This is a genomic window from Azospirillum sp. INR13, from assembly GCF_015390205.1.
Lineage (GTDB): Bacteria > Pseudomonadota > Alphaproteobacteria > Azospirillales > Azospirillaceae > Azospirillum.
In genome coordinates, this window is sequence record NZ_VUOI01000036.1 from 1 (window position 1) to 25,508 (window position 25,508).

Consider the following 25,508-nt stretch of genomic DNA (forward strand, 5'->3'; position numbering starts at 1 on the left):
ACCAGCCGTTGAGTGTCAGAAGGACAAGGTACGGTCCATGTTGAGGGACCTTGTACCGCAGCGAGGCGGCAATCGCTTTCGCTTCGTCCGCGGATGAGCGGCTTGCCAATTGAACCCACTTCATTCCTTCGGAAGCCCATTCGCCGGGCACGAAGGACAGGCTGGCTAAGGAATTCAGCGCGGTTATCCGTCCCCGATAGGCGGCCTCGATACAGGAGCGGTCAACCAACCGCTCACCAATCTTGCAGCGATTGTTGCGATCCCTGACCCAGGCCGCCTCTCCTTTCCTGAGGAGTTCTGCTTGGTCATATGGCAGCGATGCGATGTAGGAGCGATAGATTTGACTGAGGTCGCGGTCCATCGATGCAAGGAACGAATCGTTGCAGACGAACACTTCGACGTCTTGTGTCACCAACGAACAATTGTAACTTGGCGAATTGGTCTGGGAAAAGCTTGCGCTCGGCAGAATGAAAGCGAACGCAATCACCATGTATGCGAATATTCTCATTTCCCTGCCTCGCGCATGCCCTCGCGTGATCGGAGAGAAACTATAATGAAAATGGTTGCAAATAAAAGGTTAACGGTCCTCTCAAGGGTTTGTGCGATGCCATATTCTCGCCATGCGGGTTGCGGGTGAGATTGCTCAGCCACAAAGAATGAATGGGGCGGAATCGGCGGGCAAGTCCCAGGGTTTGCCGCTCTATCGGGAGCGATCAGCGGGCGAATCCGGCTGTCGGTCGATAGGCGACCGGATTGGCAAAAACGCGGTGACTTAGGTCACCGGGCCGCGGACCCCTCCTCGCGGCCCTCGCCATCAATCGCTTCAGATCATCGCCAGCGGCTGCTTGCGTTTCGGCGGCGGGAAGGCCTTGTCGATCTCCGCGATGTCCTCCCCGGTCAGCGTCAGCTTCACGGCCTCGGCGTTCTCGATGGCGTGCGCCGTGGTTCCTGCCTTGGGAATGGCGATCACGCCCTGCTGGCGCAGCGCCCAGGCCAGCGCCACCTGTGCCGGAGTCGTGCCGTGCCGCTTGGCCACCGCCAGCAAGGCGGGGGAGCGCAGCAGGCGGCCGCCCTGGCCGATGGGGGAATAGGCCATCACCGGCATGCGGGCGGTGTGCTGGAAGGGCAGCAAATCATATTCGATGCCCCGGTGTTCGGGGTTGTAGAGCACCTGATTGGCGGCGCAGCCCTGCAGGTCGGTGACCTCCGCCAACTCCTCCAGGTCGTCCACGTCGAAGTTGGAGACGCCCCAGCGGGCGATCTTGCCGGCCTCGCGCAGCAACTCGAACGCCTCGACCGTCTCCTCCAGCGGCACGCCGCCGCGCCAGTGCAGCAGATAGAGGTCGATGCGGTCGATCTTCAGCCGCTTGAGGCTGCGGTCGCAGGCCTTCACCGTGCCGATGCGGGACGCGTTGCTGGGCAGCACCTTGGTGACGATGAACAGGCCGTCGCGCCGGCCGGCGATCGCCTCGCCCACAAGTTCTTCCGATGCGCCGTCGCCGTACATCTCGGCGGTGTCGATCAGGGTCATGCCTCGGTCGATGCCGGCCCGCAGCGCGGAGATCTCGGCGGCACGGTCGCCGCGCCCCTCCGCCATCATCCATGTGCCCTGGCCGAGAGCCGGGACCTCGGTGCCGTCCGGCAGGGTCACGCGCTTCATCTTGGTCTCCCTCGTCCGTCTTGCCGAAGGACAACAAGCTGGTCCCGCGGGGCCAGCTTGTCGATGGGGCTTCGGTGGGCTTTCCGGGGAGTGGGACGCCGGTCACGCCGCCTTTTTCGGCGCCCCGGCATGGCCACCTTCGAGGAAGTTCAGCAACTCCTCGCGGTAGTCGTAATAGCGCGGGTGTTCCAGCAGGGCCTGACGGGTGCGGGGGTGGGGGATGTCGACGGTCAGGATGTGGCCGATCCTGGCGTTGGGTCCGTTGGTCATCATCACCACCCGGTCGGCCAGCAACAGCGCCTCGTCCACGTCGTGGGTGACGCAGACCGCCGTCACCTTGGTGCGCGCCCACACCTCCATCAGCACCTCCTGCAACTCCCAGCGGGTCAGGCTGTCGAGCATGCCGAAGGGCTCGTCGAGCAGCAGGAGCTTGGGCGACAGGGCGAAGGCGCGGGCGATGCCGACGCGCTGCTTCATGCCGTTGGACAGCTCCGACGCCTTCTTGTCCATACTGTCGCTTAAGCCCACGCGGGCGAGGTAGTAGCGGGCGATGTCGGCGCGCTCGCCCTTGTTCGCATGGGGATAGACGCGGTCGACGCCCAGCATGACGTTCTCGTAGGCGGTCAGCCAGGGGAACAGGCTGGGGGCCTGGAACACCACGGCGCGGTCGGGGCCGGCGCCGTCCACCTCCTTGCCGTCCAGCACGATGCCGCCGCTGGTCACGTCGGCGAGGCCCGCCACCATCGACAGCACGGTGGACTTGCCGCAGCCGGAATGGCCGATCAGCGAGACGAACTCGCCCTTGCGCATCTTCAGGTCGAAGCCGTCCACCACGGTCAGCGGCCCCTTCGGCGTGGCGAAGGTCTTGGTCAGACGGGTGAATTCCAGATAGCGGTCCTCCATCCCGCGCCCGCCCATCGCCTCGACATAGGCCTTGGGCGGCGGGGCGGCGGTGATCGGCTTCACGTCGGGCAGAGTCAGGTCGTCATCGCCGCCGGTGCCGCGGGCGACGCCGACTTTTATCAGGTACGCGGTGACCTCGGCGCGCAGACGCTTGAAATCCTCGTCATGGTTGACGGCGGTGCGGTCGCGCGGGCGCGGCAGATCGACGGTGAAGGCGGGGCCGAGCGTGGCGTTCGGGCCGGGCGTCAGCGGGATGATGCGGTCGGCCAGCAGGATCGCCTCGTCCACATCGTTGGTGATGAGGATGACGGTCTTGCGGTCCTTGCGCCAGATCGCCTCGATCTCGTCCTGCAGCTTGGCGCGGGTCAGGGCGTCGAGCGCGGAGAGGGGCTCGTCCAGCAGCAGCATCTCCGGGCTCATGGCGAGCGCGCGGGCGAAGCCGACGCGCTGGCGCATGCCGCCCGACAGTTCCTTCGGCCGGCGGTCGGTGGCGTGGCCGAGGCCGACCGTCTCCACCGCCCGGCGGGTCAGCACGCCGCGCTCGGCCGATGGCTTGGCCTTGTGGACGGCGTCCACCGCCAGCGCGACATTCTCCTTCACGCTGAGCCAGGGCATCAGCGAATAGGACTGGAAGACGAGGCCGCGTTCCGGGCCGGGGCCGGTGACCGGCTTGCCGCGATAGAGCACCTCGCCGGCGTCCGGCATCGCCAGACCGGCGATCAGGTTGATCAGCGTCGACTTTCCCGAGCCGGAGAAGCCGACGATGGCGACGAACTCGCCCTCTTCGATGGACAGGTCGATGTCGCGCAACACCCGATTGATGGTGTTGGGCGTGCCGCCATAGGACTTCGACACACCCTTCAGGTCCAGGATCGCCATGGCCGGTCTCCTTAGCGGGCGGGGCTGTGGCTGACGGCGGACTGCAGCGCCAGCATCACGCGGTCGAGCAGGAAGCCGATCAGGCCGATGGTGAAGACCGCCACCATGATCTTGGCGAGCGAATTGGAGGAGCCGTTCTGGAACTCGTCCCACACGAACTTGCCGAGGCCGGGGTTCTGGGCCAGCATCTCCGCAGCGATCAGCACCATCCAGCCCACGCCCAACGACAGCCGCAGCCCGGTGAAGATGTAGGGCAGTGCCGACGGCAGCACGAGGCGGCGGACCATGGTGAAGCCGGACAGCTGCAGCACCTTGCCGACATTCATCAGGTCGCGGTCGATGGAGGACACTCCGACCGCGGTGTTGATCAGCGTCGGCCACAGCGAGCACAGCGTGACGGTGATGGCGGAGGTCAGGAACGACTTCTCGAACAGCGGGTCCGCTGCCCGACACGGTGGCGCTGACCACCATGGTGACCAGCGGCAGCCAGGCCAGCGGCGACACCGGCTTGAAGATCTGGATCAGCGGGTTGATCGCGGCGTTGACGGTCGGCGACAGGCCGCTCGCCACCCCCAAGGGCACGGCCACCAGGGCGCCCAGCAGGAAGCCGGTGAAGACGGTCTTCAGGCTGGTGACGATCTGGTCGAGGTAGGTCGGCTTGCCGGCATAGGGCAGGGTCTTCACCTCCGCCGCCGGGTTCTTCGCCAGCTTTTCGGTGTTGCGCTTTTCCTGGCGTTCGTAGAAGGCGGCTTCCTTGGCGCGTTCGGCCTTGTGGTCGGCGTAGAGGTTGGTCGCCTGCTCCCACACCTGGGCCGGGCCGGGGATGGCGCCCAGGCTGGTCTGCACCTGTGGGGCGGCCCAGCCCCAGGCGGCGAGGAACAGCAGGATGGCGGTCAGCGGAATGCCCATCTGGCGCCACAGTTCGACGCCCTGCTGGCGCGGATTCTCGCCGGCGGCAAGCCGCAACAGCGGCGCCAGCCAGCCGAGGCCGACGGTGTTCAGGGCGGAAGCGATGCGGTTCAGGGCGTGCGTGCGGCGGGCCTTGCGCTGGGCGCGGGCGAGGTCGGCGGAGGTGTCGGTCAGGCTGGTCATGGCTTGGTCTTCCCCTGGAAAGATCCCTTCTCCCCCCTGGGGAGAAGGTTAGGATGAGGGGTTCGGCGCAGCCGAAGGGATCCTCGAAGCGGATCCCCCTCACCCCGACCCTCTCCCCGCTTTCGGCGGACCGGAGGTCCGCCTGTCGCGTCAGCGCAAACTTCGTTTGCGCGAGAGCGGGGGAGAGGGAGGATTGGGCAGGTGGGAGCAATACTGCTCAGCCCCCCACCACCTGACCGCCTTCGACCTTCTGGTCGCCCTTCAGGCCGATGGGCTGCTTGGCGAGGTAGTCGTTCGGCTTGCGGCCGTCATAGGGGATGCCGTCGATGAAGCCGTTGTCGACCGGCTTGTAGCCGTCGCTCTTCCACGGGAAGTCGGCCTCCTTGACCTTGCCTTCCTCGACCAGCAGCTTGGCGGCCTGGAGATAGACGTCGGGCTTGTAGACCTTGCGCGCGGTCTCGTCGTACCAGGCATCGGGCTTGGCGTCGGCGATCTGGCCCCAGCGGCGCATCTGGGTCAGGTACCAGACGGCGTCGGAATAGAAGGGATAGGTCGCGTTGTAGCGGAAGAAGACGTTGAAGTCGGGAACGTCGCGCTTGTCGCCCTTCTCATACTCGAAGGTGCCGGTCATCGAATTGGCGATCACCTTGGCATCGGCCCCGACATATTCGGGCTTGGCCAGGATCTTCACGGCTTCGGCGCGGTTGGCGTTCTCGTTTTCGTCCAGCCACTGGGCGGCGCGGATCAGCGCCTTGACGACGGCCAGATGGGTCTTGGGGTTCTTGGCTGCCCAATCGTCGGTGACGCCGAAGACCTTCTCGGGGTTGTTCTTCCAGATCTCGGTGTCGGTGATGACCGGCACGCCGATGCCCTTGATCACCGCCTGCTGGTTTCCACGGCTCGCCGACGCTGTAGCCGTAGATGGTGCCGGCCTCCAGCGTCGCCGGCATCTGCGGCGGCGGGGTGACGGACAGCAGCGCGTCGGCGCCGATCTGCCCCGATACGTCGGTCGGGCTGTAGAAGCCGGGGTTGATCCCGCCCGACGCCAGCCAGTAGCGCAGTTCGTAATTGTGGGTCGAGACCGGGAAGACCATCCCCATGTTGAAGGGCTTGCCCTCCGCCTTGTACTGGGCGATCACCGGCTTCAGCGCGTCGGCCTTGATCGGGTGGACCGGCTTGCCATCGGCACCCTTCGGCACATTGGCCTTCATCTTCTGCCAGACGTCGTTCGACAGCGTGATGCCGTTGCCGTTCAGATCCATGGAGAAGGCGGTGACGATGTGCGCCTTGGTGCCGAAGCCGATGGTGGCGCCCAGCGGCTGGCCGGCCAGCATGTGGGCGCCGTCCAGTTCGCCGGAGATCACGCGGTCGAGCAGGACCTTCCAGTTCGCCTGTGGTTCCAGCGTCACCGACAGGCCTTCATCCTCGAAGAAGCCCTTTTCGGCGGCGATGGCGAGCGGCGCCATGTCGGTCAGCTTGATGAAGCCGAGCTTCAGCTGGTCCTTTTCGACGTCGAGCGGCGCGGCGATGGCAGAGACGCCCGCCGTCAGGGCAACGACGGCAGCGGCGGATGCGAGAAGGTGGCGGAGGGTGTGGGAGGTTTGGGCCACGTCGGTTGCTCCATCTCTGAAATCCGGACCAGCGGTCGGGTGAGGCGACACCGGTGTCGAATTTCTGGGCAAGTCCCGGACTGGCTGTTTTTCAGGCAGTATGGCCATCGAAAGCGTCCAGCGGGATCGACCGGAAAAGCCTGGTTGCAAGGCTTGTCGATACCGGGGTCGGCAACACTGCCGGGGCTGGCCCATCATTGGACGCTTGGGATGCACGCACCGTCGTTGGCGCGTCTCTGGCCTCCCTCATCGCAAGGCTCATGCCAAAGGATGGGTTTTGCCGAAAAATCGGCCGGAGCGGTTGGTTTTGCTCGTTACATCCCGGCGGAAGGTATGAAGTCTCTTTCGGGTCGGCTAGGCCGTCTGCTGATTTTTGCGGCGCACACAAGCCTGCATGGTCATCCTTTGTGCAATACCTAAGGATGATCTAAAAATAAGCACCTAGGTCTTGGGTGCGAATCCAGGCGGGACTTTGCGGAATCCCTGGAGTTTTCCGGCGCCAGCCCACAGGCGCGGCAGTTGGCACGCGGATTGCGAAGGGAATGGCGAGACTACAGCGGGCGCCAGCAACGTCGCCAGTGCCCGCGACACCGCCGAAGCCCACGCGACGACGCGCGGATTTGGCTCTGGTTCGACGACGAACCGCCCGGACAACGGCGTCCGAACAGGTGTGCATCCGCCTTCGCGATCCACTCGCGGGGCAGGGACGCAGGCCCGTTCGGACGCCTTTCTTTTTGGCCCCGTGCCTGACTTTGCAGCAGGCCGGACACGATAGACGAGGCAGACGCGCCATGGACATGCATCTCTCATCGAACAACGGGCCCGCCGTCGAACTTAACGAGGCCGAACTGCGCAGTGCCGGCCCTGCCAGGGAACGGCTGGTGGTGGTCGGCAACGGCATGGCCGGCATGAAGACGGTGGAAGAACTGCTGGCCAAGGCGCCCGGCCGCTTCGACATCACCGTCTTCGGGGCCGAACCGCATCCGAACTACAACCGCATCATGCTGTCGCCGGTGCTGGCGGGGGAGAAGACCTTCGACCAGATCGTGCTGAACAGCCGCGAGTGGTACGACGCCAACGGCATCACGCTGCTGACCGGCGAGCCGGTGGAGGGCATCGACCGCGAGGGCAAGACGGTCGTCTCGCAGTCCGGCCGCGTCGTGCCTTATGACAAGCTGCTGATCGCCACCGGATCGATGCCCTTCATCATCCCGGTGCCGGGATCGACCCTGCCGGGCGTCATCGGCTTCCGCGATCTGGCGGACGTGGACGCCATGCTGGCGGCGGCGGCGAAGGGTGGCCGGGCCGTGGTGATCGGCGGCGGCCTGCTGGGCCTGGAGGCGGCGAACGGGCTGCGGGTCAAGGGGATGGAGGTCACCGTCGTCCACCTGATGCCGACGCTGATGGAGCGCCAGCTCGATCCCTCGGCCGGCATGCTGTTGCAGCGCGAGCTGGAGCGTCGCGGCATCGAGGTGCTGACCGGCGCCGACACGGCGGAGATCGTCGGGGAAGACCGGGTCGGCGCGGTGCGGCTGAAGGATGGGCGCGAGCTGCCGGCCGACATCGTCGTCATGGCGGTGGGCATCCGTCCGAACATGGCGCTGGGCAAGGCGGCCGGGCTGGACTGCGGGCGCGGCATCCGGGTGGATGACCGGATGCGCACCAGCGACCCGTCGATCTACGCGGTCGGCGAATGCGTCGAGCATCGCGGCGTCACCTGGGGCCTCGTCGCCCCGCTGTTCGAGATGGCGAAGGTGCTGGCCCACGACCTCGCGGGTGGGGAGGGCGCCGCCTACACCGGCTCCGTCACCTCGACCAAGCTGAAGGTCACCGGCGTCGACGTGTTCTCCGCCGGTGATTTCTCGGGCGGGGCGGGGACCGAGGACATCGTGTTCCGCGACGCGGCGCGCGGCGTCTACAAGCGCTTGGTGCTGAAGGACGGCAAGCTGCTGGGCGCAGTGCTGTATGGCGACACCAAGGACGGCGCCTGGTACTTCTCGCTGCTGAAGGACGGCGCCGACGTGTCGGCCGAGCGCGACACGATGATCTTCGGCCAGGGCTTCGGCAGTGCCGACGCCGGCGACCCGAACGCCGCCATCGCGGCATTGCCCGACTCTGCCGAATCTGCGGCTGCAATGGCGTCTGCAAGGGCACCATCGTCAAGGCGATCACCGAGAAGGGCCTGACCAGCTTGGACGAGGTGAAGGCGCACACCAAGGCGTCGGCCTCCTGCGGCGGCTGCTCCGGCACGGTGGAGCGGCTGCTGGCGGTGACGCTGGGCGATGGCTTCACGGCGGCGCCCAAGGTCAAGCCGATGTGCAAATGCACCCACCACACCCATGACGCGGTGCGGGCGGCCATCGTCGAGCACGGGCTGAAGACCATGGCCGACGTGTTCCAGGCGATGGAATGGACGACGCCCGACGGCTGCGCCTCCTGTCGGCCGGCGCTGAACTATTACCTGCTGTGCGCGTGGCCGGGCGAGTACAAGGACGACTACCAGTCGCGCTACATCAACGAGCGCGCCCACGCCAACATCCAGAAGGACGGCACCTATTCGGTCGTGCCGCGCATGTGGGGCGGCCTGACCAGTGCTGCCGAACTGCGCGCCATCGCCGATGTGGTGGACAAGTTCAACATCCCCACCGTGAAGGTCACCGGCGGCCAGCGCATCGACCTGTTCGGCGTGAAGAAGGAGGATCTGCCGGCGGTCTGGGCCGACCTGAACGCTGCCGGCATGGTGTCGGGCCATGCCTATGCCAAGGGGCTGCGCACGGTGAAGACCTGCGTCGGGTCGGAATGGTGCCGCTTCGGCACGCAGGACTCGACCGGGCTGGGCGTGAAGCTGGAGCGGATGACCTGGGGCACCTGGACGCCGCACAAGGTGAAGCTGGCGGTGTCCGGCTGCCCGCGCAACTGCGCCGAAGCCACCATCAAGGATCTGGGCGTCGTCTGCATCGACAGCGGTTATGAACTGCATGTCGGCGGCAACGGCGGCCTGCATGTCCGCGCCTGCGACCTGCTGGTCCGCGTGGCGACGGAGGAGGAGGTGCTGGAATACACCGGCGCCTTCATGCAGCTGTACCGCGAGGAGGCCCGCTATCTGGAGCGCACCGCACCGTGGGTGGAGCGTGTCGGGCTCGACCACATCAAGGCGGCGCTGGTCGAGGATCCGGAGCGGCGCCGGGCGTTGAACGCGCGCTTCCTGTTCTCGCAGACCTTCTCGCAGGACGACCCGTGGGCGGAGCGTGCCGCCAAGGGCGTCGACCGTCACGAATTCAATCTGCTCGCCGAAGTGGGGTAAGGGATCATGGACAGCATCATCATGGAAACCGTCTGGACCCAGGTCGGCAGCATCGACGACATCCCGGTGCTGGGCTCGCGCGTCGTCCGCACCCCCGATGGCGACATCGCGCTGTTCCGCACGGCGGCCGACGAGGTCTTCGCGCTGGAGGATGCCTGCCCGCACAAGCAGGGGCCGCTGTCCCAGGGCATCGTCCATGGCCGCCGCGTCACCTGCCCGCTGCACAATTGGGTGATCGAGCTGGCGACCGGCGAGGCTGTCGCCCCCGACGAGGGCCGCACCGGCCATGTTCCGGTGCGGGTGGAGGGGCGCAGCGTCTCCCTCGCGCTCGGCGAGGCCAAGCTGTCGCGCGGCGGCTGCCGCAAGGCCTGCGGCCATGTTTGACGGGGCGGAGCCGTCCTCCGGCCGTGAACGGGAGGTGAAGACCACCTGTCCCTATTGCGGGGTCGGGTGCGGGGTGATCGCGCGGGTGGCGGCCGATGGCGCCGTCAGGGTGCGCGGCGACGCCGACCACCCGGCGAACCGGGGACGGCTCTGCTCCAAGGGATCGGCGCTGGCCGATACGCTGGTGCCGGATGGGCGGCTGCTCCATCCGGAAATCGGCGATAAGCGCGTGTCGTGGGACGAGGCGCTGGACGAGGTGGCCCGGCGCTTTTCCGACACCATCGCCAGGCATGGGCGGGATTCGGTGGCTTTCTACGTCTCCGGCCAGCTGCTGACCGAGGATTACTACGTCGCGAACAAGCTGATGAAGGGCTTCATCGGGTCGGCGAACATCGACACCAACTCGCGGCTGTGCATGGCGTCATCGGTGGTCGGGCACAAGCAGGGCTTGGGCGCCGACGCGGTGCCGGGGACCTACGAGGATTTCGAGTCCGCCGATCTGGTGGTGCTGGTGGGGTCGAACCTCGCCTGGTGCCACCCGGTTCTGAACCAGCGGCTGCTGGCGGCGCGGGCGGAGCGCGGCACGCGGATCGTCGTGGTCGATCCGCGGCGGACCGACAGCGTCGATGCCGCGGACCGCCATCTGGCGCTGAAGGCCGGCACCGACGCGCTGCTGTTCAACGGGCTGTTGGCCTGGCTGGACGGCAACGGCCATCGCAATGCCAGCTTCACCGCCGCCCATGCCGAGGGGGTGGAGGAGGCGTTGGCCGCCGCCCGCGCCGACGCGCCGGATGTGGCGACGGTGGCCCGCCGCTGCGGGCTGGAGAAGGGGGAGGTCGCCGCCTTCTATACCGAATTCGCGGCGACCGGGCGGGTGGTGACGGTCTATTCGCAAGGCGTCAACCAGTCGTCGCAGGGCAGCGACACCGTCAACGCCATCCTGAACGTCCATTTCCTGACCGGGCGCATCGGGCGGGCGGGCTGCGGCCCCTTCTCCGTCACCGGGCAGCCGAACGCCATGGGCGGGCGCGAGGTCGGCGGGCTGGCGAACCAGCTTGCCGCCCATATGGGCTTCACGGCGGAAGAGGTGGACCGGGTCGGCCGCTTCTGGACCGCGCCGCGCATGGCCGACAAGCCGGGGCTGAAGGCGGTCGATCTGTTCCGTGCCATCGAGGCCGGCACGGTCAAGGCGGTGTGGATCATGGCGACCAACCCCGCCGTCAGCATGCCCGACGCCGGGCGGGTCCGCCGGGCGCTGGAGCGGTGCGAGACGGTGGTGGTCTCCGACTGCATCCGCGACACCGACACCGGTCGCTTCGCCCATATCCGCCTGCCGGCCAAGGGCTGGAGCGAGAAGGACGGCACCGTCACCAACTCCGACCGCACAATCTCGCGCCAGCGCGCTTTCAAGGCGGAGGCTGGGGAAGCGCGGGCGGACTGGTGGATCATGACCCAGGTCGCGCGGCGGATGGGCTTCGCCGACGCCTTCCCCTATGAAAGCGCCGCCGCGGTGTTCCGCGAGCATGCCGCGCTGTCGGCTTTCGAGAATGGCGGGTCGCGCGCCTTCGACATCGGGGCGCTGAGTGGGCTGGACGATGCCGGGTACGAGGCGCTGGCTCCCTTCCCCTGGCCCTGGCGCGCTGGCAGCGAGCCGCAGACGCGGCTGTTCGGCGATGGCCGCTTCTTCACCGCGGACGGGCGCGCCCGGATGCTGGCGGTGACGGCGAAGCCGCTGCCGCGCGAGGTGCCGGACGGGGCGCTGCTGCTGAACACGGGCCGGCTGCGCGACCAGTGGCACACGATGACGCGGACGGGTCTGTCGGCGCGGCTGTCGGCGCATGCGCCGGAACCGCGGCTGGACATCAATCCGGCGGATGCGGCGGCGCGGGGACTGACCGATGGCGGGCTTGCCCGCATCTCCACGGCGGCGGGGGAGGCGTTGGCGCGGGTGCGCGTCACCGATGCCCAAAGCGAAGGCACCATCTTCCTGCCGATGCATTGGACCGACCGCTTCACCGGTGCCTGCGTCATCGGCCGGCTGATCGACGACGAGGCGGTGGACCCGGTCTCCGGCCAGCCGGATCTGAAGCGGATGCCGGCGACGGTCGAACCATGGCGGCCGGCCTGGACCGCCTTCCTGCTGGCCCGCCGGCCGGTGGAGCCCGCCCATGGCGGTTATTGGGCGCGCCGCGCGGTGGGCAGCGGCAATCTGGGCGGGCATCTGGTGGAGATGGCCGGGACGGGGGCGATTCCCGATCTTGCGGCGTGGCTGCCCGGCCTCGACCCTGCCGGGGCGGCGGTGGAGTTCCGCGATGAAGCGCGCGGCGGCCTGCGCATGGCCTGGATGGACGGCGACCGGTTGGAGGCCTGCCTGTTCGTCGCCGCCGACGGGCGTCTGCCACCGCGCGGCTGGCTCGCCGGTCTGCTGGAGGCGGATGGGCTGGACGACGGCGCGCGGGCCGGGCTGCTCGCCGGGCGGGCGCCGGGCGCGCAGGCCGATGAAGGGCGGATTGTCTGCTCCTGCTTCAGCGTCGGGATCAACCGGCTGGTCGGCGCCATCCGCGACCGGCGGCTGACCAGTGTCGCGGAGATCGGTGCGGCGTTGAAGGCCGGCACGAATTGTGGTTCCTGCGTGCCTGAACTCAAGGAGGTGCTTCGTCATGCTCACCAGCGCGAAGTGGCGTGATGGCCAGACTCTCCCTCTCCCCCCCGGGGAGAGGGTTGGGGTGAGGGGGATGCGCGGCGGGGCGTTTTGGGATTGGGTGCGCGCTCCATTCTCGGTTTTCGCTCGTCTTTCGGAGAGGTTTTCCCCCTCACCCCAACCCTCTCCCCGGGGGGAGAGGGGGATGGTAGTGGGGGAGGCACCGTCACCCTCGTCGGCGCCGGCCCCGGCGACCCCGACCTGCTCACGGTCGCTGCGGTCAAGGCGCTGGCCGCTGCCGAGGTCGTGCTCTATGACGCGCTGGTCGGCGACGGCATCCTCGACCTCGCCCATCCGAGGGCCGAGCGCATCTGCGTCGGCAAACGCTCCGGCCGGCATTCGCTGCCGCAGGGGGAGATCAACGCGCTGATCGCCTTCCATGCCCGGCGTGGCAAGCGCGTCGTCCGCCTGAAGGGCGGCGACCCGATGGTGTTCGGCCGGGCCGGCGAGGAGATCGAGCATCTCGACAGCCTCGGCATCCCGGTTCGTGTCATCCCCGGCATCACCGCGGCGCTCGGCTGTGCCGCCTCCACCGGACTGTCGCTGACCAAGCGCGGGGTGTCGCGCGCCGTGACCTTCGTCACCGCCCATGGCCGCGACGGCGAGCGGTTCGAACCCGACTGGGCGCGGCTGGCCGATCCGCAGGGCACGCTGGCGATCTATATGGGGCGCGAGCAGGCGCGGTCGGTCGGCCAGGGGCTGACCGGGGCCGGGCTGCCGGCCGATACGCCGGTGCTGGCGGTGGAGAATGGCTGCCGGCCCGACGAGCGGCGTTACTGGACGACGCTCGGCGAGATGGCGGAGCAGGGAGTGGCCGCCGGCAAGGGGCCGACCCTGCTGCTGGTGGGAGAGGCGCTACGCCCGCGTCAGATCGGGACGGCGGACGCGCTAGCCGGGACGGCGGACCCCATTGATCTCCGCGCGTTTGGCGACCTCGGCCAGCGGCTCGATCACGACTGACATGGTGAAGACGGTGGCGTGCAGCAGGTTCGTCCCGTCCACCATCAGCCCGACATGGCCGGGGAAGAAGACGATGTCGCCGCGCCGATACTCGACGCCGCGACCGTCCTCGGACACCCACGTCCCCAGCCGGTCATCCTTGCGTTGCATCCCGCTGCTATGGTGGGAGACGACACCGGCCGCCGCCATGGCGGTCAGCACCAGCCCGGAACAGTCGATGCCGAAGCTGCTGCGCCCGCCCCAGACATAGGGCGTCTCCAGAAAGCGCAGGGCGGTGGCGATGTGGTCGGCCGCCGGGGCGGCGTCCACCGGCTCCAGCCATCCCGCGAACAGCCACAGCCCGTCGTCGGTGCCGACCCAGCCATTTTCGGCCCGGCCGTCCAGCGTCACCAGAGATCCGAAGCTGAGCGTCGCCACCGGCGGCGCCCGGTGCGTCGGTCCGGGGTGCAGGTCGGCGCGCAAGGCCCGCACGCGGTGGGTGGGGGCGACCGGTTCCCGATGCGCGGTGCCCGGCGACAGCCAGCCGACATGGCCGTCGAAGGCGTTCTCCGCCCGTAGCCAGCCGTCACGCTCCTCCAGAATGCGGAAGCGCTCGCCCCGGATCATCTCGCTGGTCTGGGGAACGCCCTGTTGCGGTTCCTCCAGCAGGACGGCGTGCGGGGCGGTCAGTTGGCGGATGGTCATGGGTGCGGGCCGGATATGGGAAAACCGGCTGCGACCTTAACGCCGCTGCCGAGGTGGCGCGAGGGATAAAGCGCATCCGTCATTTCAACGGACATCCCGTCATTCCGCCGGAAATCTCGACCGCGCCCGGCGCATTGCCCGGTTCTGCCCGGCCGCATCCGCCGACACCTTTTGTGTGCGAGCCAATCGCCAACACACAAGGCTGAACAGAGGAGCGGGAGAGATGGCAACGATGAAGGTTCTGGTTCTGGGGGCGGGCAAGATCGGGTCGATGATCGGCACGCTGCTGTCCGAGACCGACGATTTCGCCGTCACCATCGGCGACCGGGACGAGGCGCTGCTGTACCGCGCCGAGCGTGCCGGGCTGCGGGTGACGCGGGTCGATGTGGAGGATCCGCACTCCCTGCGTGCGGCCATGGAAGGCCAGCATGCGGTGCTCAGCGCCTGCCCCTTCACCCTGACCCCGGCCATCGCCACCGCCGCCGTCGCCGCCGGCGCCCATTACCTGGACCTGACCGAGGATGTCGCCGCCACCCGCAAGGTGAAGATGCTGGCGGAGACCGCCGACAGCGCGTTGATCCCGCAATGCGGGCTGGCGCCGGGCTTCATCTCCATCGTCGGCCATGACCTCGCCCGCCGCTTCGACGAGCTGCACAACCTGCATCTGCGCGTCGGGGCTTTGCCGCAGTATCCGACCAACGCCCTGAAATACAATCTGACCTGGAGCACCGATGGGCTGATCAACGAATACTGCAACCCGTGCGAGGCCATCATCGACGGTCGCCCGCACGAGGTGATGCCGCTGGAGGGCGACGAGCGCTTTGCGTTGGACGGCGTCGATTACGAGGCGTTCAACACCTCGGGCGGACTGGGCTCACTGTGTGAGACGCTGGCCGGCAAGGTGCGGAACCTCGATTACAAGACCGTGCGCTATCCCGGCCACCGCGACATCGTCCGCCTGCTGATCCGCGACCTGCGGTTGGGCGAGCGGCGCCACCTGCTGAAGGACGTGCTGGAGACCGCGGTGCCGCTGACCCTGCAGGACGTGGTGCTGGTGCTGGCGACCGCCACGGGCATGCAGGAGGGCGAGTTGCGGCAGGAGACCTTCGCCACCAAGATCTACAGCAAGCAGATTGCCGGCCGCAGCTGGAGCGCCATCCAGGTCACCACCGCCGCCGGCATCTGCGCCGTGCTGGACCTGCTGCGCGAGGGCTCCATCCCGCAGGCCGGCTTCATCCGGCAGGAACAGGTGCCGCTGGACGCCTTCCTGACCAACCGTTTCGGCCGGCATTACAAGGGGTGAGCGGGAGAGGGCCGGGGTGAGGGGGATGCATAGGGTGGATTTGGTGAGAGAGCGAGGTGTGTTCAATTCTTGAGAATCCTCGCCACGCTCCCCCCTCACCCTAACCCTCTCCCCGGGGGGGAGAGGGGATCTTTCCGTCTCCCGGCGGGCTGATGATCAGCAGCGTGTCCTGCGCCTGGATGATGTAGCGGTTGCGCTCGGTGAAGGGGATGTCGCGGCCGTGGCTGTGGACCTGGACGACCATGCCGGCGGTGATCTCCGCCATGGTTTTGCCGACCTCGTCCGGTTCCGCCCGGCGCTCGCTCAGCACCATCTTTCCGCCGGCCGACATCAGGTCGCACAGAAAGGGGGTGGCGTGGCGCGTCTCCACCGCGTCGGCCATCAGATAGCCGCCGATCCTGGGCGGCGACACCACCAGATCGGCGCCGCTGAGGTTGGCGAGCTTGATGTTCTCCTCCTGCTTGATGCTGGCGACGATCTTGGTGGCGGCGGACAGGTGGCGCACCGTCAGGACCACCAGGATGGTGGTGTCGTCGCGCCCGGTGCTGACGATCACCGCCTTGGCCTTGCCGACGCAGGCCTTGGTCAGCGTGTCCTCGCTGGTGGCATCGCCGAGCAGGCCGACGAAACCGGCTTCGGCCGCCAACTGGATGCGGTCCTCAGAATCGTCGATGACGACGACGCGGTCGGCGGGATGGCCCTTCGAGACCGTCTCCTGTGCGGCGATGAACCCGCTGTGCCCGAAGCCGCACAGCACGACGTGGCCCTGCAACTGCTTCTGAATGCGGCTCAAGCGGAATTCCTCCACGATCCTCTGCACCACCAGCTCGTAGGCGGTGCCCAGGAAGATGAACCAGATGAAGATGCGGATCGGCGTGACGGCGAAGGCGTCGATCAGGCGGGCGGTGTGGCTGACCGGTACGATGTCGCCATAGCCGACGGTGGTCACCGTGATCATGGCGAAATAGAGGATGTCGGGAAAGCTGATGTGATCGTCGAGATTGTCCCTCAGCCCGTCACGGTCGAACCAGAACACCGCGATGACCAGCGTGAGCAGCACGATGACGATGCCGATGCGCACCAGCAGCGTCTTTTCCGCCGACAGGCCGGACCGGACATGGAGCAGCTTTCCCTTGCGCAGGGAAGGCTTCGCCCGGCGCCTGTCCTGAAGTCTCCGTTCCGCCGGTTTGTCCATCGACCGTCCGTTGCTCACCCCGTGGATTGGAGCGGACCCCTTACCCCACCGTCGCCATCGACGCCGCCGTGTCGGCCGTCCGCGTGGTGCCGTAGCGGCGGATCATGGCGGCGCAGAACTCCGCGAACTCCTCCGCCACCTGGGGCGGGCTGGTGTGGTGGGGCTCGACGCCGCGGTGTTCGGGGGTGAAGCAGAAAGTGACGGTGACCTCGAAATCCGCCAGCGCCTCCATCTGGCGGTCGAACCAGTCGAGCGCGTTGGGGCGGAAGCTGTCGGCCCAGGACAGGCCGGTGCGCAGGTGCCGCACGCCCAGCCGCTTCAGCCACGCCACCGCGTCGTCCAGCCGGTGGTCCTCGAAATGGAACCACTGGCAGATGCCCATCTGCCCGGCATAGGGGGCGAAGGCCTCCACCGCCGGTTTCGGCGTGCCGTCGGCGCGCAGCAGGCCCATGTGGAAATGGCGGTAGTAGGACGACCCCTCCGCCTCCTTGTGGCGGGTGGTGGCCTCCCAATGGCTGGGCAGGTCGTACAGGCTGTACCAGTGGATGCGCGGCACCTTGCCGATCAGCAGTTCGGCGGTGCGCTTGACGCCCCAGGCCTGGACTTCTTCCGCACCGAAGGAGGAGACGCCGGCCTCGGTTACCCAGATCGGCTTGTTGGTGACGGCGCGGATCTCGTCGATCTTGTTCGGCCATTCGTGGATCTGCCAGAGATTCCAGTCGAGCGGGAAACCGTGTACCGCCACCACGTCCACCTCCTCCAGCACGCCGCGCTCCTCCAGCCGGCGGACGAAGGACGGGTCGATGGGGGACATGCCGCCCAGCACGCGGGTGATGCTGGAGTTCTCCGCCCGGATCGCCTGTCCGGCCAAAACGGTCATGCGGGCGAACAGGTCCCATTCGGGGTCGAGGTTGGGATCCCAGTGCGACTTGTTGTTGGGCTCGTTCCAGATCTTGGCGGCTTCGATCATCCCTCGGTCCCTTTCTTCACGGCGTCTTCTTGTGGCTGGGCGGGATAGACGGCCCCGGCCTCGGTTGGGCGGTCGACCCGGCGGCAGACATAGACCTCGCGTTCCGGATGCTCGGTGATGGCGAAGCCGGCGCTGCGCAGCATCGCCTCGGCGCAGGCGGCGTTCGGCGCCCACCAGTTGGTCCAGTCGCGGGCGTAGTCGTGCTCGATGAAGTGCAGCTTCGGATAGCCGGGATCGTCGAAGTGATCCTGTTCGAAGAAGTCGTAATCGGCGCGCACCGGCGCCACCTCGGCCGAGCCGCGCTGCATCGACTGGAAGATCATCAGATCCCTGGCGACATGGTCGTGGATCAGGTCCAGCGCCAGCAGCGGGTGGCGCAGGTGGTAGAGCACGCCCATGAACAGCACGACGTCGAAGCTCTCGCCGAGCTTGGCGACGTCGTAGACCGACATCTTGCGGAATTCGATGTCCTGCCCGGTCACCTCGGCGGCGAACTTGGCCTGGGCCAGATAGCGGTCGTCGAAGTCGATGGCGACCACCCGGTCGGCGCCGCGGCGCTTCATCTCGATGGAGTAGAAACCGCCGTTGCAGCCGATGTCGAGAACGGTGCGGCCGGTCAGATCCTTGGGCACCGCGTGCTCGAAGCGCTTCCACTTCACGTTCGGGTAGTCGTTGAGGAAATGGTCGGGCGCCGTGCGCACGCCGTTGAGGTCGATGTTGTGGAACCAGTCGCCGAGTTCTGCGACGCGTTCGCGGATCTGGTCGGCCGTCAGGCTCGTCATGCCGCACCCTCGTTGATGCTGTGGACCTTCAGCCCCCAATCGCCGGCGATCACCACACTGCGGGAGGCCGGGCTGATTTCGAATCGTCCGTAAAAGTCGAGCGGCAGCCCCATGGCGAGGGCCAGCGCCGCCTTGATGATGTCGCCATGGCTGACCAGCGCCAGCGTGCCGCCGGGATGGGCGCGGCGCAGGCGGTCGAGCAATGCCGCGATCCGGGTCTGCGCCTCCGCCATGGACTCACCCGGCGATTCACCGGGAGTGGGCCGGCCATGGCTGCGCGCCCGGTTCCACAGGTCCCAGGCGGGGTCGCCGTGCAGCTCCTCGAACCGCTTGCCGCTCCAGGCGCCGAGGTCGAGTTCGTTCAGCGCCGGTTCGATGGTCAGGGGGAGGCCCTGCCTCTCGGCGATGGGGGTGGCGGTCTCGACGGCGCGCTCCAGCGGGCTGGACAGCACGGCGGTCAGGCGCTGCCCCGACCGGTGTTGCGGGGACAGGCGGTCGGCCAGCAAGTCGGCCTCCGCCCGCCCCTGGGCGCTCAGCGTCACGCCGGCCATGCGGCCGCACAGGACCGAGCCGAGCCGGTCGTGCGAGCCGTGGCGGACCAGGATGAAGATGGTCTCCATGCCGCCGCTCACATCAGGCGGGTCGGCTTGGACTCCAGCGGTTCACCGGCGATGAAGCGCAGCGTGCGTTCCCGCGCCTCGTTGTCGGTGAACTGTTCGGGCGGCGACTTCATGAAGTAGCTGGACGGACCGACCAGCGGGCCGGCGATGCCGCGGTCGAGCGCCAGCTTGGCGCAGCGCACCGCGTCGATGACGATGCCGGCGGAGTTGGGGCTGTCCCACACCTCCAGCTTCAGTTCCACATTCAGCGGCACGCCGCCGAAGGTGGTGCCCTCCAGCCGGATATGCGCCCATTTGCGGTCGGTCAGCCACGGCACATGGTCGCTGGGGCCGACATGCACGTCGTCCGGGTCGAGCGGCACGTCAAGCTGGCTGGTGACGGCCTGCGTCTTGGAGATCTTCTTCGATTCCAGCCGCTCGCGCTCCAGCATGTTCTTGAAGTCGGTGTTGCCGCCGAAATTCAGCTGATAGGTGCGGTCCAACCGCACGCCGCGCTCGCGGAACAGGTTGGCCAGCATGCGGTGGACGATGGTGGCGCCGACCTGGCTCTTGATGTCGTCGCCGATGATCGGCAGGCCGCGTTCGGCGAAGCGCCGCGCCCAGACCGGGTTGGAGGCGATGAAGACCGGGATGCAGTTGACGAAGGCGCAGCCGGCCTCCAGCGCCTGTTCGGCGTAGAATTCGGTGGCCTGCTGCGATCCGACCGGCAGGTAGGAGACCAGGATGTCGGTGCCGGTGCGGCGCAGGGTTTCCGCCACGTTCACCGGCCGCTGCTCCGACTCGGTGATGTCGCCGGCAAGGTATTTGCCGATGCCGTCCAGCGTCGGACCGCGCTCCACCTGCACGCCGAAGCGCGGCGGCTTGGCGAAGCGAAAAGTATTATTTGGAGGTGCGAAAATAGCCTCTCCGACATCGAGCCCCACTTTAGAGGCTGCAACATCGAAGGCTGCAGAAATCTCGATGTCTCCAACGTGATAGCCGCCGAGATCGACAGTCATAAGCCCCGGGGGCGGCTCATTGGCTTTGGCGTCGGCATAATAGCATATCCCTTGCACAAAAGATGATGCACAATTACCGACGCCCGCGATTGCTACCCGGAGCTTTTTCCCAGTCACGAAGCTCTCCCATCCTTAAATGCACGTCTCTTCACGGAGCATGTATATTTGTAGACATGAAAAGGAATCATCGGAAGATCAGTCGTTGGTAGCAAGCCTTTTGGACGAGGTGCGCAATTTTTAACGGCGGTGTTAACGTCGGCAGAGAAGCTGCTGCAGCTCCTCTGGAGAGTTGCAATTCATCTGCGAAATAAAACCGAACAGGACGCCCTGGGCAACTTGTGGGGACGAGCGGGGGGCTCGCGGTGTCGATGTCCGCTGGCCCTGCCCCTTGTTTCCGCACGTCAACGTCAAGAATCGTATCAAATTCCTCGGAGGGACTTGTGGGAGAGACCGTTCTCGTCACCGGTGGCGCCGGCTTCATCGGCCGCCATGTCGCCAAGGCCCTGCTTGCCCGCGGCGACCGCGTCCGGGTCCTGGACAGCCTGATCGAACAGGTTCACCCGACGCGGCAGCGTCCCGACGAACTGGACGCCGACGTGGAACTGCTGGTCGGCGATGTGCGGGACGAGACGATGGTCGCCCGTGCGCTGGAGGGGGTCGATTCGGTCATCCACCTCGCGGCAGAAGTCGGCGTCGGCCAGAGCATGTATGCGGTCGACCGCTACACTTCGGTGAACGACTACGGCACCGCCGTGCTGTTCCAGCGCCTGATCGACAAGCCGGTGCGCCGGGTCGTCGTCGCCTCGTCCATGAGCATCTATGGCGAGGGTCTGTACCGCACCGCCGACGGCGTGCTGATGGAGGACGTCGTCCGCGGCGTCCGCAACCCCGATGGCAGCTGGGACCCGCTCGACCAGCAGGGCCGGCCGCTGGTGCCGGTGCGCACGCCGGAAAGCAAGCGTCCGGCGCTGAAGTCGGTCTACGCCATCGGCAAATACGTGCAGGAACGGCTGACCCTGACGCTGACCGCGCAATATGGGATGGAAGGCTCGGCCCTGCGCCTGTGGAACGCCTACGGGCCGGGACAGGCGCTGTCGAACCCCTACACCGGCGTGCTGGCGATCTTCGCCTCGCGCATCGCCAACGGCCAGCGCCCGATGATCTTCGAGGATGGGCAGCAGCGCCGCGACTTCGTGCATGTCCGCGACGTCGCCCGCGCCTTCCTGCTGGCGCTGGACAACCCGGCTGCCAACGGCGAGGTGTTCAACATCGGCTCCGGCGAGGAGCGGACGGTGGAGGAGGTCGCGCTGATGCAGGCCGCCTCGATGGGCCGAGCGGACCTGTTGCCGGAGATCACCGGCAAGGCCCGCGCCGGCGACATCCGCCACAACATCCCCGACCTGACCAAGGCGCGCACCGTGCTGGGCTATGACCGGATGGAGAGTTTCTCCGAAGGTCTGGCCGAACTGGCGGAATGGGTCGCCCGGCAGGAGGCGCAGGACCGCGTCGCCGATGCCCGCCGCGAACTGGAAGAGCGGGGTCTGGTGGCATGAACGGCAACAAGACTCCGGTCCTCATCACCGGCGGTGCCGGCTTCATCGGATCGAATCTTGCCGACCGGCTGGCCTCGGACGGGCATGACGTGCTGATCTATGACGCGCTGCGCCGTCCGGGGGTGGAGCGGAACCTGCGCTGGCTGCAGGCCCGCCACCCGTCGCGCATCAGCGCCGTCACCGCCGACCTGCGCGACGAGCAGGCGCTGGCCGACGCCGCCAGGGATGCCAAGGCGGTGTTCCATCTGGCCGCCCAGGTCGCGGTGACCACCAGCATGGTCGATCCCATCGACGACTTCGAGGTGAACATCCGCGGCACCCTGTCCCTGCTTGAAGCGGTGCGCCGCCACGGCAGGCGGACGCCGGTGATCTTCGCCAGCACCAACAAGGTCTATGGCGACCTCGCCGACGTGGCCCTGGAACTGGTGGACGACGCCTATGCGCCGGTCGATCCGGCGATCCGCGCGCATGGCGTGTCGGAGGCGCGGCCGCTCGACTTCCACACCCCCTATGGCTGCTCCAAGGGCGCGGCGGACCAGTATGTGCTGGATTACGCCCGCAGCTTCGACCTGCCGACCGCCGTGCTGCGGATGAGCTGCATCTATGGCCCGCGCCAGATGGGGACGGAGGATCAGGGCTGGGTCGCCCATTTCCTGATCCGCGCCCTGAACGGCGAGCCGATCACCATCTACGGCGACGGCCGGCAGGTGCGCGACGTGCTGTTCGCCGCCGATGCGGTGCAGGCCTATGTCTCCGCCTGGGAACGGATCGAGCAGGTGAAGGGCCGCGCCTTCAACCTCGGCGGCGGGGCGGCTAACGCCATCAGCCTTCGCCAGCTCATCAATCACATCGAGTATCTGATGGGTCGCAAGGTGGAGGTCAGCTACGGCGACTGGCGGGCCGGCGACCAGCGCTATTACGTGTCGGACACCCGCGCGGCACGTCAGGCGCTGGGGCTGTCCGAGCCGACGGAGTGGAAGCGCGGCGTGGCGCTGCTGGCCGAATGGCTGCGGGCGGAGAAGAGCGGCGTGAGCAACGTCGCTCCTTCGGTGGAGGCCGCCTGATGAGGGTTGCGCTGGTCAACCCGGCCTGGAGCTTCGACCACAGCATCTATTTCGGATGCCGCGAAGCGCATCTGCCGCTGGAACTGGGTTATTCCAAGGCGCTGCTGGAGCAGGCCGGGCATGAGGTGCTGCTGCTCGACGGTGCGCTGGACGGCCTGTCGAACGCGGAGATGGCGGAGCGGGTCGCCGCCTTCGCAGCCGACATGACCGTGCTGACCACCGCGCCGACCTACCTGTTCTGGCGCTGCTCCCAGCCGGAGCTGCGGGTGCCGAAGGAGTTCCTGGCGGCGCTCGACGGCCGCGGCGGGCGTACCGTCGCGGTCGGGCCGCACGGCTCCACCACCCCGGCGCCGACGCTGAGCAAGCTCGGCGTCGATCTGGTGGTGCGCGGGGAGTGCGAGGAGATCGTCGCCAAGCTGGCTGCCCAATTGGCGGAGGGCACGGCGCTGGACGAGGTGCCGTCGCTGGCCTTTTACCGGGACGGCGATCTGGTGGTGACCGGCGGGCCGCATGCGGCGCGCTTCACCGACCTGCCGGCGCTGTCCTGGCCGGTGGAGTGGCTGCAGCGCCATCCGCACCACCATCACCGCTATGGCACCGAACCGGTCGGGCCGGGGGCCGAGGTCGAGGCGTCGCGCGGCTGCCCCTACAACTGCAGCTTCTGCGCCAAGATCGACTTCCGCGACCAGTACCGGCGGCGCGACACCGCCATCATCCTGGAGGAGATCGACGGGCTGATCGCCGCCGGCGTGCGCTACGTCTATTTCATCGACGAGATCTTCCTGCCCAGGCGCGACCTGCTGGAAGCGCTGGTCGAGCGGCCGATCGAGTTCGGCGTGCAGACACGCATCGATCTGTGGAAGCCGGAGATGCTCGACCTGCTGGGGGCGGCCGGCTGCGTGTCGATCGAGGCCGGGGTGGAAAGCCTGACCGAGGAAGGGCGCGCCTCGCTCGACAAGAAATGCCGGATGAGCACCGACGATCTGGCCGACCGGCTGATCCATGCCCGGCGCAGCGTGCCCTTCGTCCAGGCCAATCTGATCGCGATGGCGGGCGACGATGCCGACATGGTGAAGGCCTGGCGGGAGAAAGCTGCTGGCCGCCGGGGTGTGGGCCAACGACCCGGTGCCGCTCTACCCCTATCCGGCCTCGCCCGATTACCGTCGCCTGTGGGGCGAGCCGGATGACCGGGCGTGGGAGCGGGCGCACGAGCATTACCTTGCCCAGTTCGAACGCCTGAGCGACATCCAGGAGGACGAGCCCTTGCCGCTGACGGAACTGGAGGCGGCATGCTCCTGCCGCTGACGAGTGCCCAAAGAATATTGCCGCCCGCGGAACCACCCTATGTGCTGATGACGGCCGACAGCGTCGGCGGGGTGTGGACCTATGCGCTGGATCTGGCCCGCGAGCTGGCAGGGCAGGGGACGCGGGTGACGCTGGCGGTGCTGGGGCCGTCGCCCCACCCCGATCAGGTCGCCGCCGCCGCCGCGGTGGACGGGCTGGAGCTGATCGACACCGGTCTGCCGCTCGACTGGACCGCCCCCGACGAGGCGGCGGTGCGCCGCACGGCGGAGGCGCTGGGCGATCTCGCCGCCCGGCTCGGTCCCGACGTGGTGCATCTCAACAGTCCGGCGCTGGCCGCCGACGCCGGCTTCACCATGCCGGTCGTCGGCGTTTGCCATTCCTGCATGGCCAGCTGGTGGGCGGCGGTGCGCGGCGGCGAGATGCCGGAGGATTTCCGCTGGCGGACCGAACTGCTGCGCCGTGGCTATCAGGCCTGCGACGTGCTGGTGGCGCCGAGTGCCGCCTTCGCCGAGGCGACCGCGGCGCTCTATGGCGTGGCGCCGCCGGTGGTGGTGCGCAATGGGCGCTATGCCCGCAAGGCCGGTCCGCGGCGGGCCGCGATGGGGCGGGAGCGCTTCGTCTTCACCGCCGGACGGCTGTGGGATTCGGGCAAGAACGTCGAGCTGTTGGACGCGGCGGCCAAGCTGCTGGACGTGCCGGTCTTCGCCGCCGGGCCGCTGGAAAGCCCGACCGGGCACCGCGTCGGGCTGACCCATGCCAAGGCACTGGGCCGGCTGGACGGCGCGTCGGTCGCCGGCTGGATGGCGCGGGCGCCGGTCTTCGCCTCGCTGCCCTTGTACGAGCCGTTCGGGCTGACGGTGCTGGAGGCGGCGCAGGCCGGCTGCGCGCTGGTGCTGTCGGACATCGCCAGCTTCCGCGAGTTATGGGACGGCGCCGCCATCTTCGCCGATCCGGGCGATGCCGCGGCACTGGCAGCGACCCTGCGCCGGCTGCTCGACGACCCGCTGGAGGCGCGCCGGCTCGGCACCGCCGCCCGCCGCCGCTCCGCCCGCTATGACATGGACCGTCTCACCGCCGGGATGCTCGACGTCTACCGGTCGGTGACGCACCCGGTGCGTTCGGAGGTGATCGCGTGAGGATCGTCTATTTCACCCATTCGCTGGCCTCCTGCTGGAACCACGGCAACGCCCATTTCCTGCGCGGGGTGCTGCGCGACCTGATCGCCCGCGGCCACGACGTGCGGGTGTTGGAACCGGATGGCGCCTGGAGCCTGCAGAACCTGCTGGCCGATCATGGCGAGTCCGGGCTGGACGCCTATCGCGGTGCCTATCCGGAACTGTCGTCGCAGGTGATGCCGAAGGGCTTCGAGGTGGAGGCCGCCTGTGATGGCGCCGATCTGGTGATCGTCCATGAATGGAACGACCCGGCGCTGGTCGCGGTTGTGGGCGACGCCCGCAGGCGCGGCGGCCGCTTCACCCTGCTGTTCCACGACACCCATCACCCGCGCGGTCAGCGAACCGGAGGCGATCAACGCCTTTGAT

At 67.8% G+C, this 25,508-nt stretch carries 21 protein-coding genes and 3 pseudogenes; 11 read left to right on the top strand and 13 right to left on the bottom strand.

Going from position 1 to position 25,508, the window contains the following annotated elements:
• The 7 genes and pseudogenes from F1643_RS18930 to F1643_RS25110 form a co-directional block, all read right to left on the bottom strand.
• The coding region (locus tag F1643_RS18930) for a lysozyme inhibitor LprI family protein (RefSeq protein WP_194914792.1) at nucleotides 1-490 on the bottom strand (490 nt) is incomplete at its 3' end.
• A 333-nt stretch (nucleotides 491-823) separates the two neighbouring features.
• The gene (locus tag F1643_RS18935) at nucleotides 824-1,660 is read right to left on the bottom strand and encodes an aldo/keto reductase (protein ID WP_194914794.1); all 837 of its coding nucleotides are present in this window, start codon (nucleotides 1,658-1,660) and stop codon (nucleotides 824-826) included.
• A gap of 102 nt (nucleotides 1,661-1,762) precedes the next feature.
• Entirely contained in the window at nucleotides 1,763-3,442 is a 1,680-nt protein-coding gene (locus tag F1643_RS18940; RefSeq protein ID WP_194914795.1) for an ABC transporter ATP-binding protein, read from the bottom strand.
• Between the two features lie 11 nt (nucleotides 3,443-3,453).
• A complete protein-coding gene (locus F1643_RS23930; protein ID WP_370540706.1) occupies nucleotides 3,454-3,876 on the bottom strand; it encodes an ABC transporter permease in 423 nt (140 codons plus the stop codon).
• Nucleotides 3,877-4,751: 875 nt separating this feature from the next.
• Nucleotides 4,752-5,225 (bottom strand): hypothetical protein, encoded by a 474-nt coding sequence (locus tag F1643_RS23935; RefSeq protein ID WP_255543047.1) that lies wholly within the window; start codon nucleotides 5,223-5,225, stop codon nucleotides 4,752-4,754.
• A gap of 45 nt (nucleotides 5,226-5,270) precedes the next feature.
• Nucleotides 5,271-5,414 (bottom strand): annotated as a pseudogene (locus tag F1643_RS23940) (ABC transporter substrate-binding protein); the annotation flags it as partial.
• A 70-nt stretch (nucleotides 5,415-5,484) separates the two neighbouring features.
• Nucleotides 5,485-6,342: pseudogene (locus F1643_RS25110) on the bottom strand (CmpA/NrtA family ABC transporter substrate-binding protein); the annotation flags it as partial.
• Between the two features lie 701 nt (nucleotides 6,343-7,043).
• On the opposite strand from F1643_RS25110, the pseudogene nirB reads away from it, so the two are divergent.
• The 4 genes and pseudogenes from nirB (at nucleotide 7,044) to cobA (ending at nucleotide 13,493) form a co-directional block, all read left to right on the top strand.
• Nucleotides 7,044-9,448: pseudogene (gene nirB, locus F1643_RS18955) on the top strand (nitrite reductase large subunit NirB).
• 6 nt (nucleotides 9,449-9,454) lie between these two features.
• Complete coding sequence (gene nirD / locus F1643_RS18960) at nucleotides 9,455-9,832, top strand: nitrite reductase small subunit NirD (RefSeq protein WP_199230906.1); 378 nt, start codon at nucleotides 9,455-9,457, stop codon at nucleotides 9,830-9,832.
• Nucleotides 9,825-12,518: a nitrate reductase gene (locus F1643_RS18965; RefSeq protein WP_194914797.1), complete on the top strand. Its 2,694-nt coding sequence runs from the start codon at nucleotides 9,825-9,827 to the stop codon at nucleotides 12,516-12,518. Before nirD ends, F1643_RS18965 begins: the two co-directional genes overlap by 8 nt.
• Before the next feature lie 72 nt (nucleotides 12,519-12,590).
• Entirely contained in the window at nucleotides 12,591-13,493 is a 903-nt protein-coding gene (gene cobA / locus F1643_RS18970; protein WP_255543035.1) for a uroporphyrinogen-III C-methyltransferase, read from the top strand.
• Here the strand turns inward: cobA and F1643_RS18975 are convergent.
• The gene (locus F1643_RS18975; RefSeq protein ID WP_194914798.1) at nucleotides 13,422-14,177 is read right to left on the bottom strand and encodes an NlpC/P60 family protein; all 756 of its coding nucleotides are present in this window, start codon (nucleotides 14,175-14,177) and stop codon (nucleotides 13,422-13,424) included. The genes cobA and F1643_RS18975 overlap by 72 nt on opposite strands.
• Nucleotides 14,178-14,400: 223 nt before the next feature.
• Between F1643_RS18975 and F1643_RS18980 the strand changes: the two genes are divergently transcribed.
• The gene (locus F1643_RS18980; RefSeq protein ID WP_206692570.1) at nucleotides 14,401-15,480 is read left to right on the top strand and encodes a saccharopine dehydrogenase family protein; all 1,080 of its coding nucleotides are present in this window, start codon (nucleotides 14,401-14,403) and stop codon (nucleotides 15,478-15,480) included.
• A 100-nt stretch (nucleotides 15,481-15,580) separates the two neighbouring features.
• Here the strand turns inward: F1643_RS18980 and F1643_RS18985 are convergent, their stop codons facing one another.
• Genes F1643_RS18985 through F1643_RS19005 form a run of 5 tightly spaced genes read right to left on the bottom strand, consistent with a single transcriptional unit; the run spans nucleotide 15,581 to nucleotide 20,045 of the window.
• Nucleotides 15,581-16,675: a TrkA family potassium uptake protein gene (locus F1643_RS18985; RefSeq protein ID WP_194914799.1), complete on the bottom strand. Its 1,095-nt coding sequence runs from the start codon at nucleotides 16,673-16,675 to the stop codon at nucleotides 15,581-15,583.
• Nucleotides 16,676-16,715: 40 nt separating this feature from the next.
• Nucleotides 16,716-17,645 carry a beta-xylosidase gene (locus tag F1643_RS18990; protein ID WP_194914801.1) on the bottom strand — a complete coding sequence of 310 codons (930 nt, stop codon included), beginning with the start codon at nucleotides 17,643-17,645 and terminating at the stop codon, nucleotides 16,716-16,718.
• Nucleotides 17,642-18,427: a TIGR04290 family methyltransferase gene (locus tag F1643_RS18995; RefSeq protein ID WP_194914802.1), complete on the bottom strand. Its 786-nt coding sequence runs from the start codon at nucleotides 18,425-18,427 to the stop codon at nucleotides 17,642-17,644. Before F1643_RS18995 ends, F1643_RS18990 begins: the two co-directional genes overlap by 4 nt.
• Nucleotides 18,424-19,047, bottom strand: a complete 624-nt coding sequence (locus F1643_RS19000; RefSeq protein WP_194914803.1) for a histidine phosphatase family protein — start codon at nucleotides 19,045-19,047, stop codon at nucleotides 18,424-18,426. The genes F1643_RS18995 and F1643_RS19000 overlap by 4 nt, the downstream gene beginning before the upstream one ends.
• Before the next feature lie 8 nt (nucleotides 19,048-19,055).
• The gene (locus F1643_RS19005) at nucleotides 19,056-20,045 is read right to left on the bottom strand and encodes an inositol-3-phosphate synthase (RefSeq protein ID WP_206692571.1); all 990 of its coding nucleotides are present in this window, start codon (nucleotides 20,043-20,045) and stop codon (nucleotides 19,056-19,058) included.
• 440 nt (nucleotides 20,046-20,485) lie between these two features.
• Here F1643_RS19005 and F1643_RS19010 point away from each other — a divergent pair, with 440 nt between their 5' ends.
• Genes F1643_RS19010 through F1643_RS23955 form a run of 6 tightly spaced genes read left to right on the top strand, consistent with a single transcriptional unit; the run spans nucleotide 20,486 to nucleotide 25,507 of the window.
• Nucleotides 20,486-21,598, top strand: a complete 1,113-nt coding sequence (locus tag F1643_RS19010) for an SDR family NAD(P)-dependent oxidoreductase (protein ID WP_194914805.1) — start codon at nucleotides 20,486-20,488, stop codon at nucleotides 21,596-21,598.
• The gene (locus F1643_RS19015) at nucleotides 21,595-22,662 is read left to right on the top strand and encodes an SDR family NAD(P)-dependent oxidoreductase (RefSeq protein ID WP_194914806.1); all 1,068 of its coding nucleotides are present in this window, start codon (nucleotides 21,595-21,597) and stop codon (nucleotides 22,660-22,662) included. Before F1643_RS19010 ends, F1643_RS19015 begins: the two co-directional genes overlap by 4 nt.
• Nucleotides 22,662-23,849 (top strand): TIGR04295 family B12-binding domain-containing radical SAM protein, encoded by a 1,188-nt coding sequence (locus tag F1643_RS19020; RefSeq protein WP_255543036.1) that lies wholly within the window; start codon nucleotides 22,662-22,664, stop codon nucleotides 23,847-23,849. The genes F1643_RS19015 and F1643_RS19020 overlap by 1 nt, the downstream gene beginning before the upstream one ends.
• Nucleotides 23,788-23,967, top strand: coding sequence for a hypothetical protein (locus F1643_RS23950; protein ID WP_255543037.1), 180 nt, complete (start codon nucleotides 23,788-23,790; stop codon nucleotides 23,965-23,967). Before F1643_RS19020 ends, F1643_RS23950 begins: the two co-directional genes overlap by 62 nt.
• A 47-nt stretch (nucleotides 23,968-24,014) precedes the next feature.
• Complete coding sequence (locus tag F1643_RS19025) at nucleotides 24,015-25,103, top strand: glycosyltransferase family 4 protein (protein ID WP_255543043.1); 1,089 nt, start codon at nucleotides 24,015-24,017, stop codon at nucleotides 25,101-25,103.
• Nucleotides 25,100-25,507 carry a hypothetical protein gene (locus tag F1643_RS23955; RefSeq protein WP_255543038.1) on the top strand — a complete coding sequence of 136 codons (408 nt, stop codon included), beginning with the start codon at nucleotides 25,100-25,102 and terminating at the stop codon, nucleotides 25,505-25,507. Before F1643_RS19025 ends, F1643_RS23955 begins: the two co-directional genes overlap by 4 nt.
• Nucleotide 25,508 lies beyond the last annotated feature (1 nt).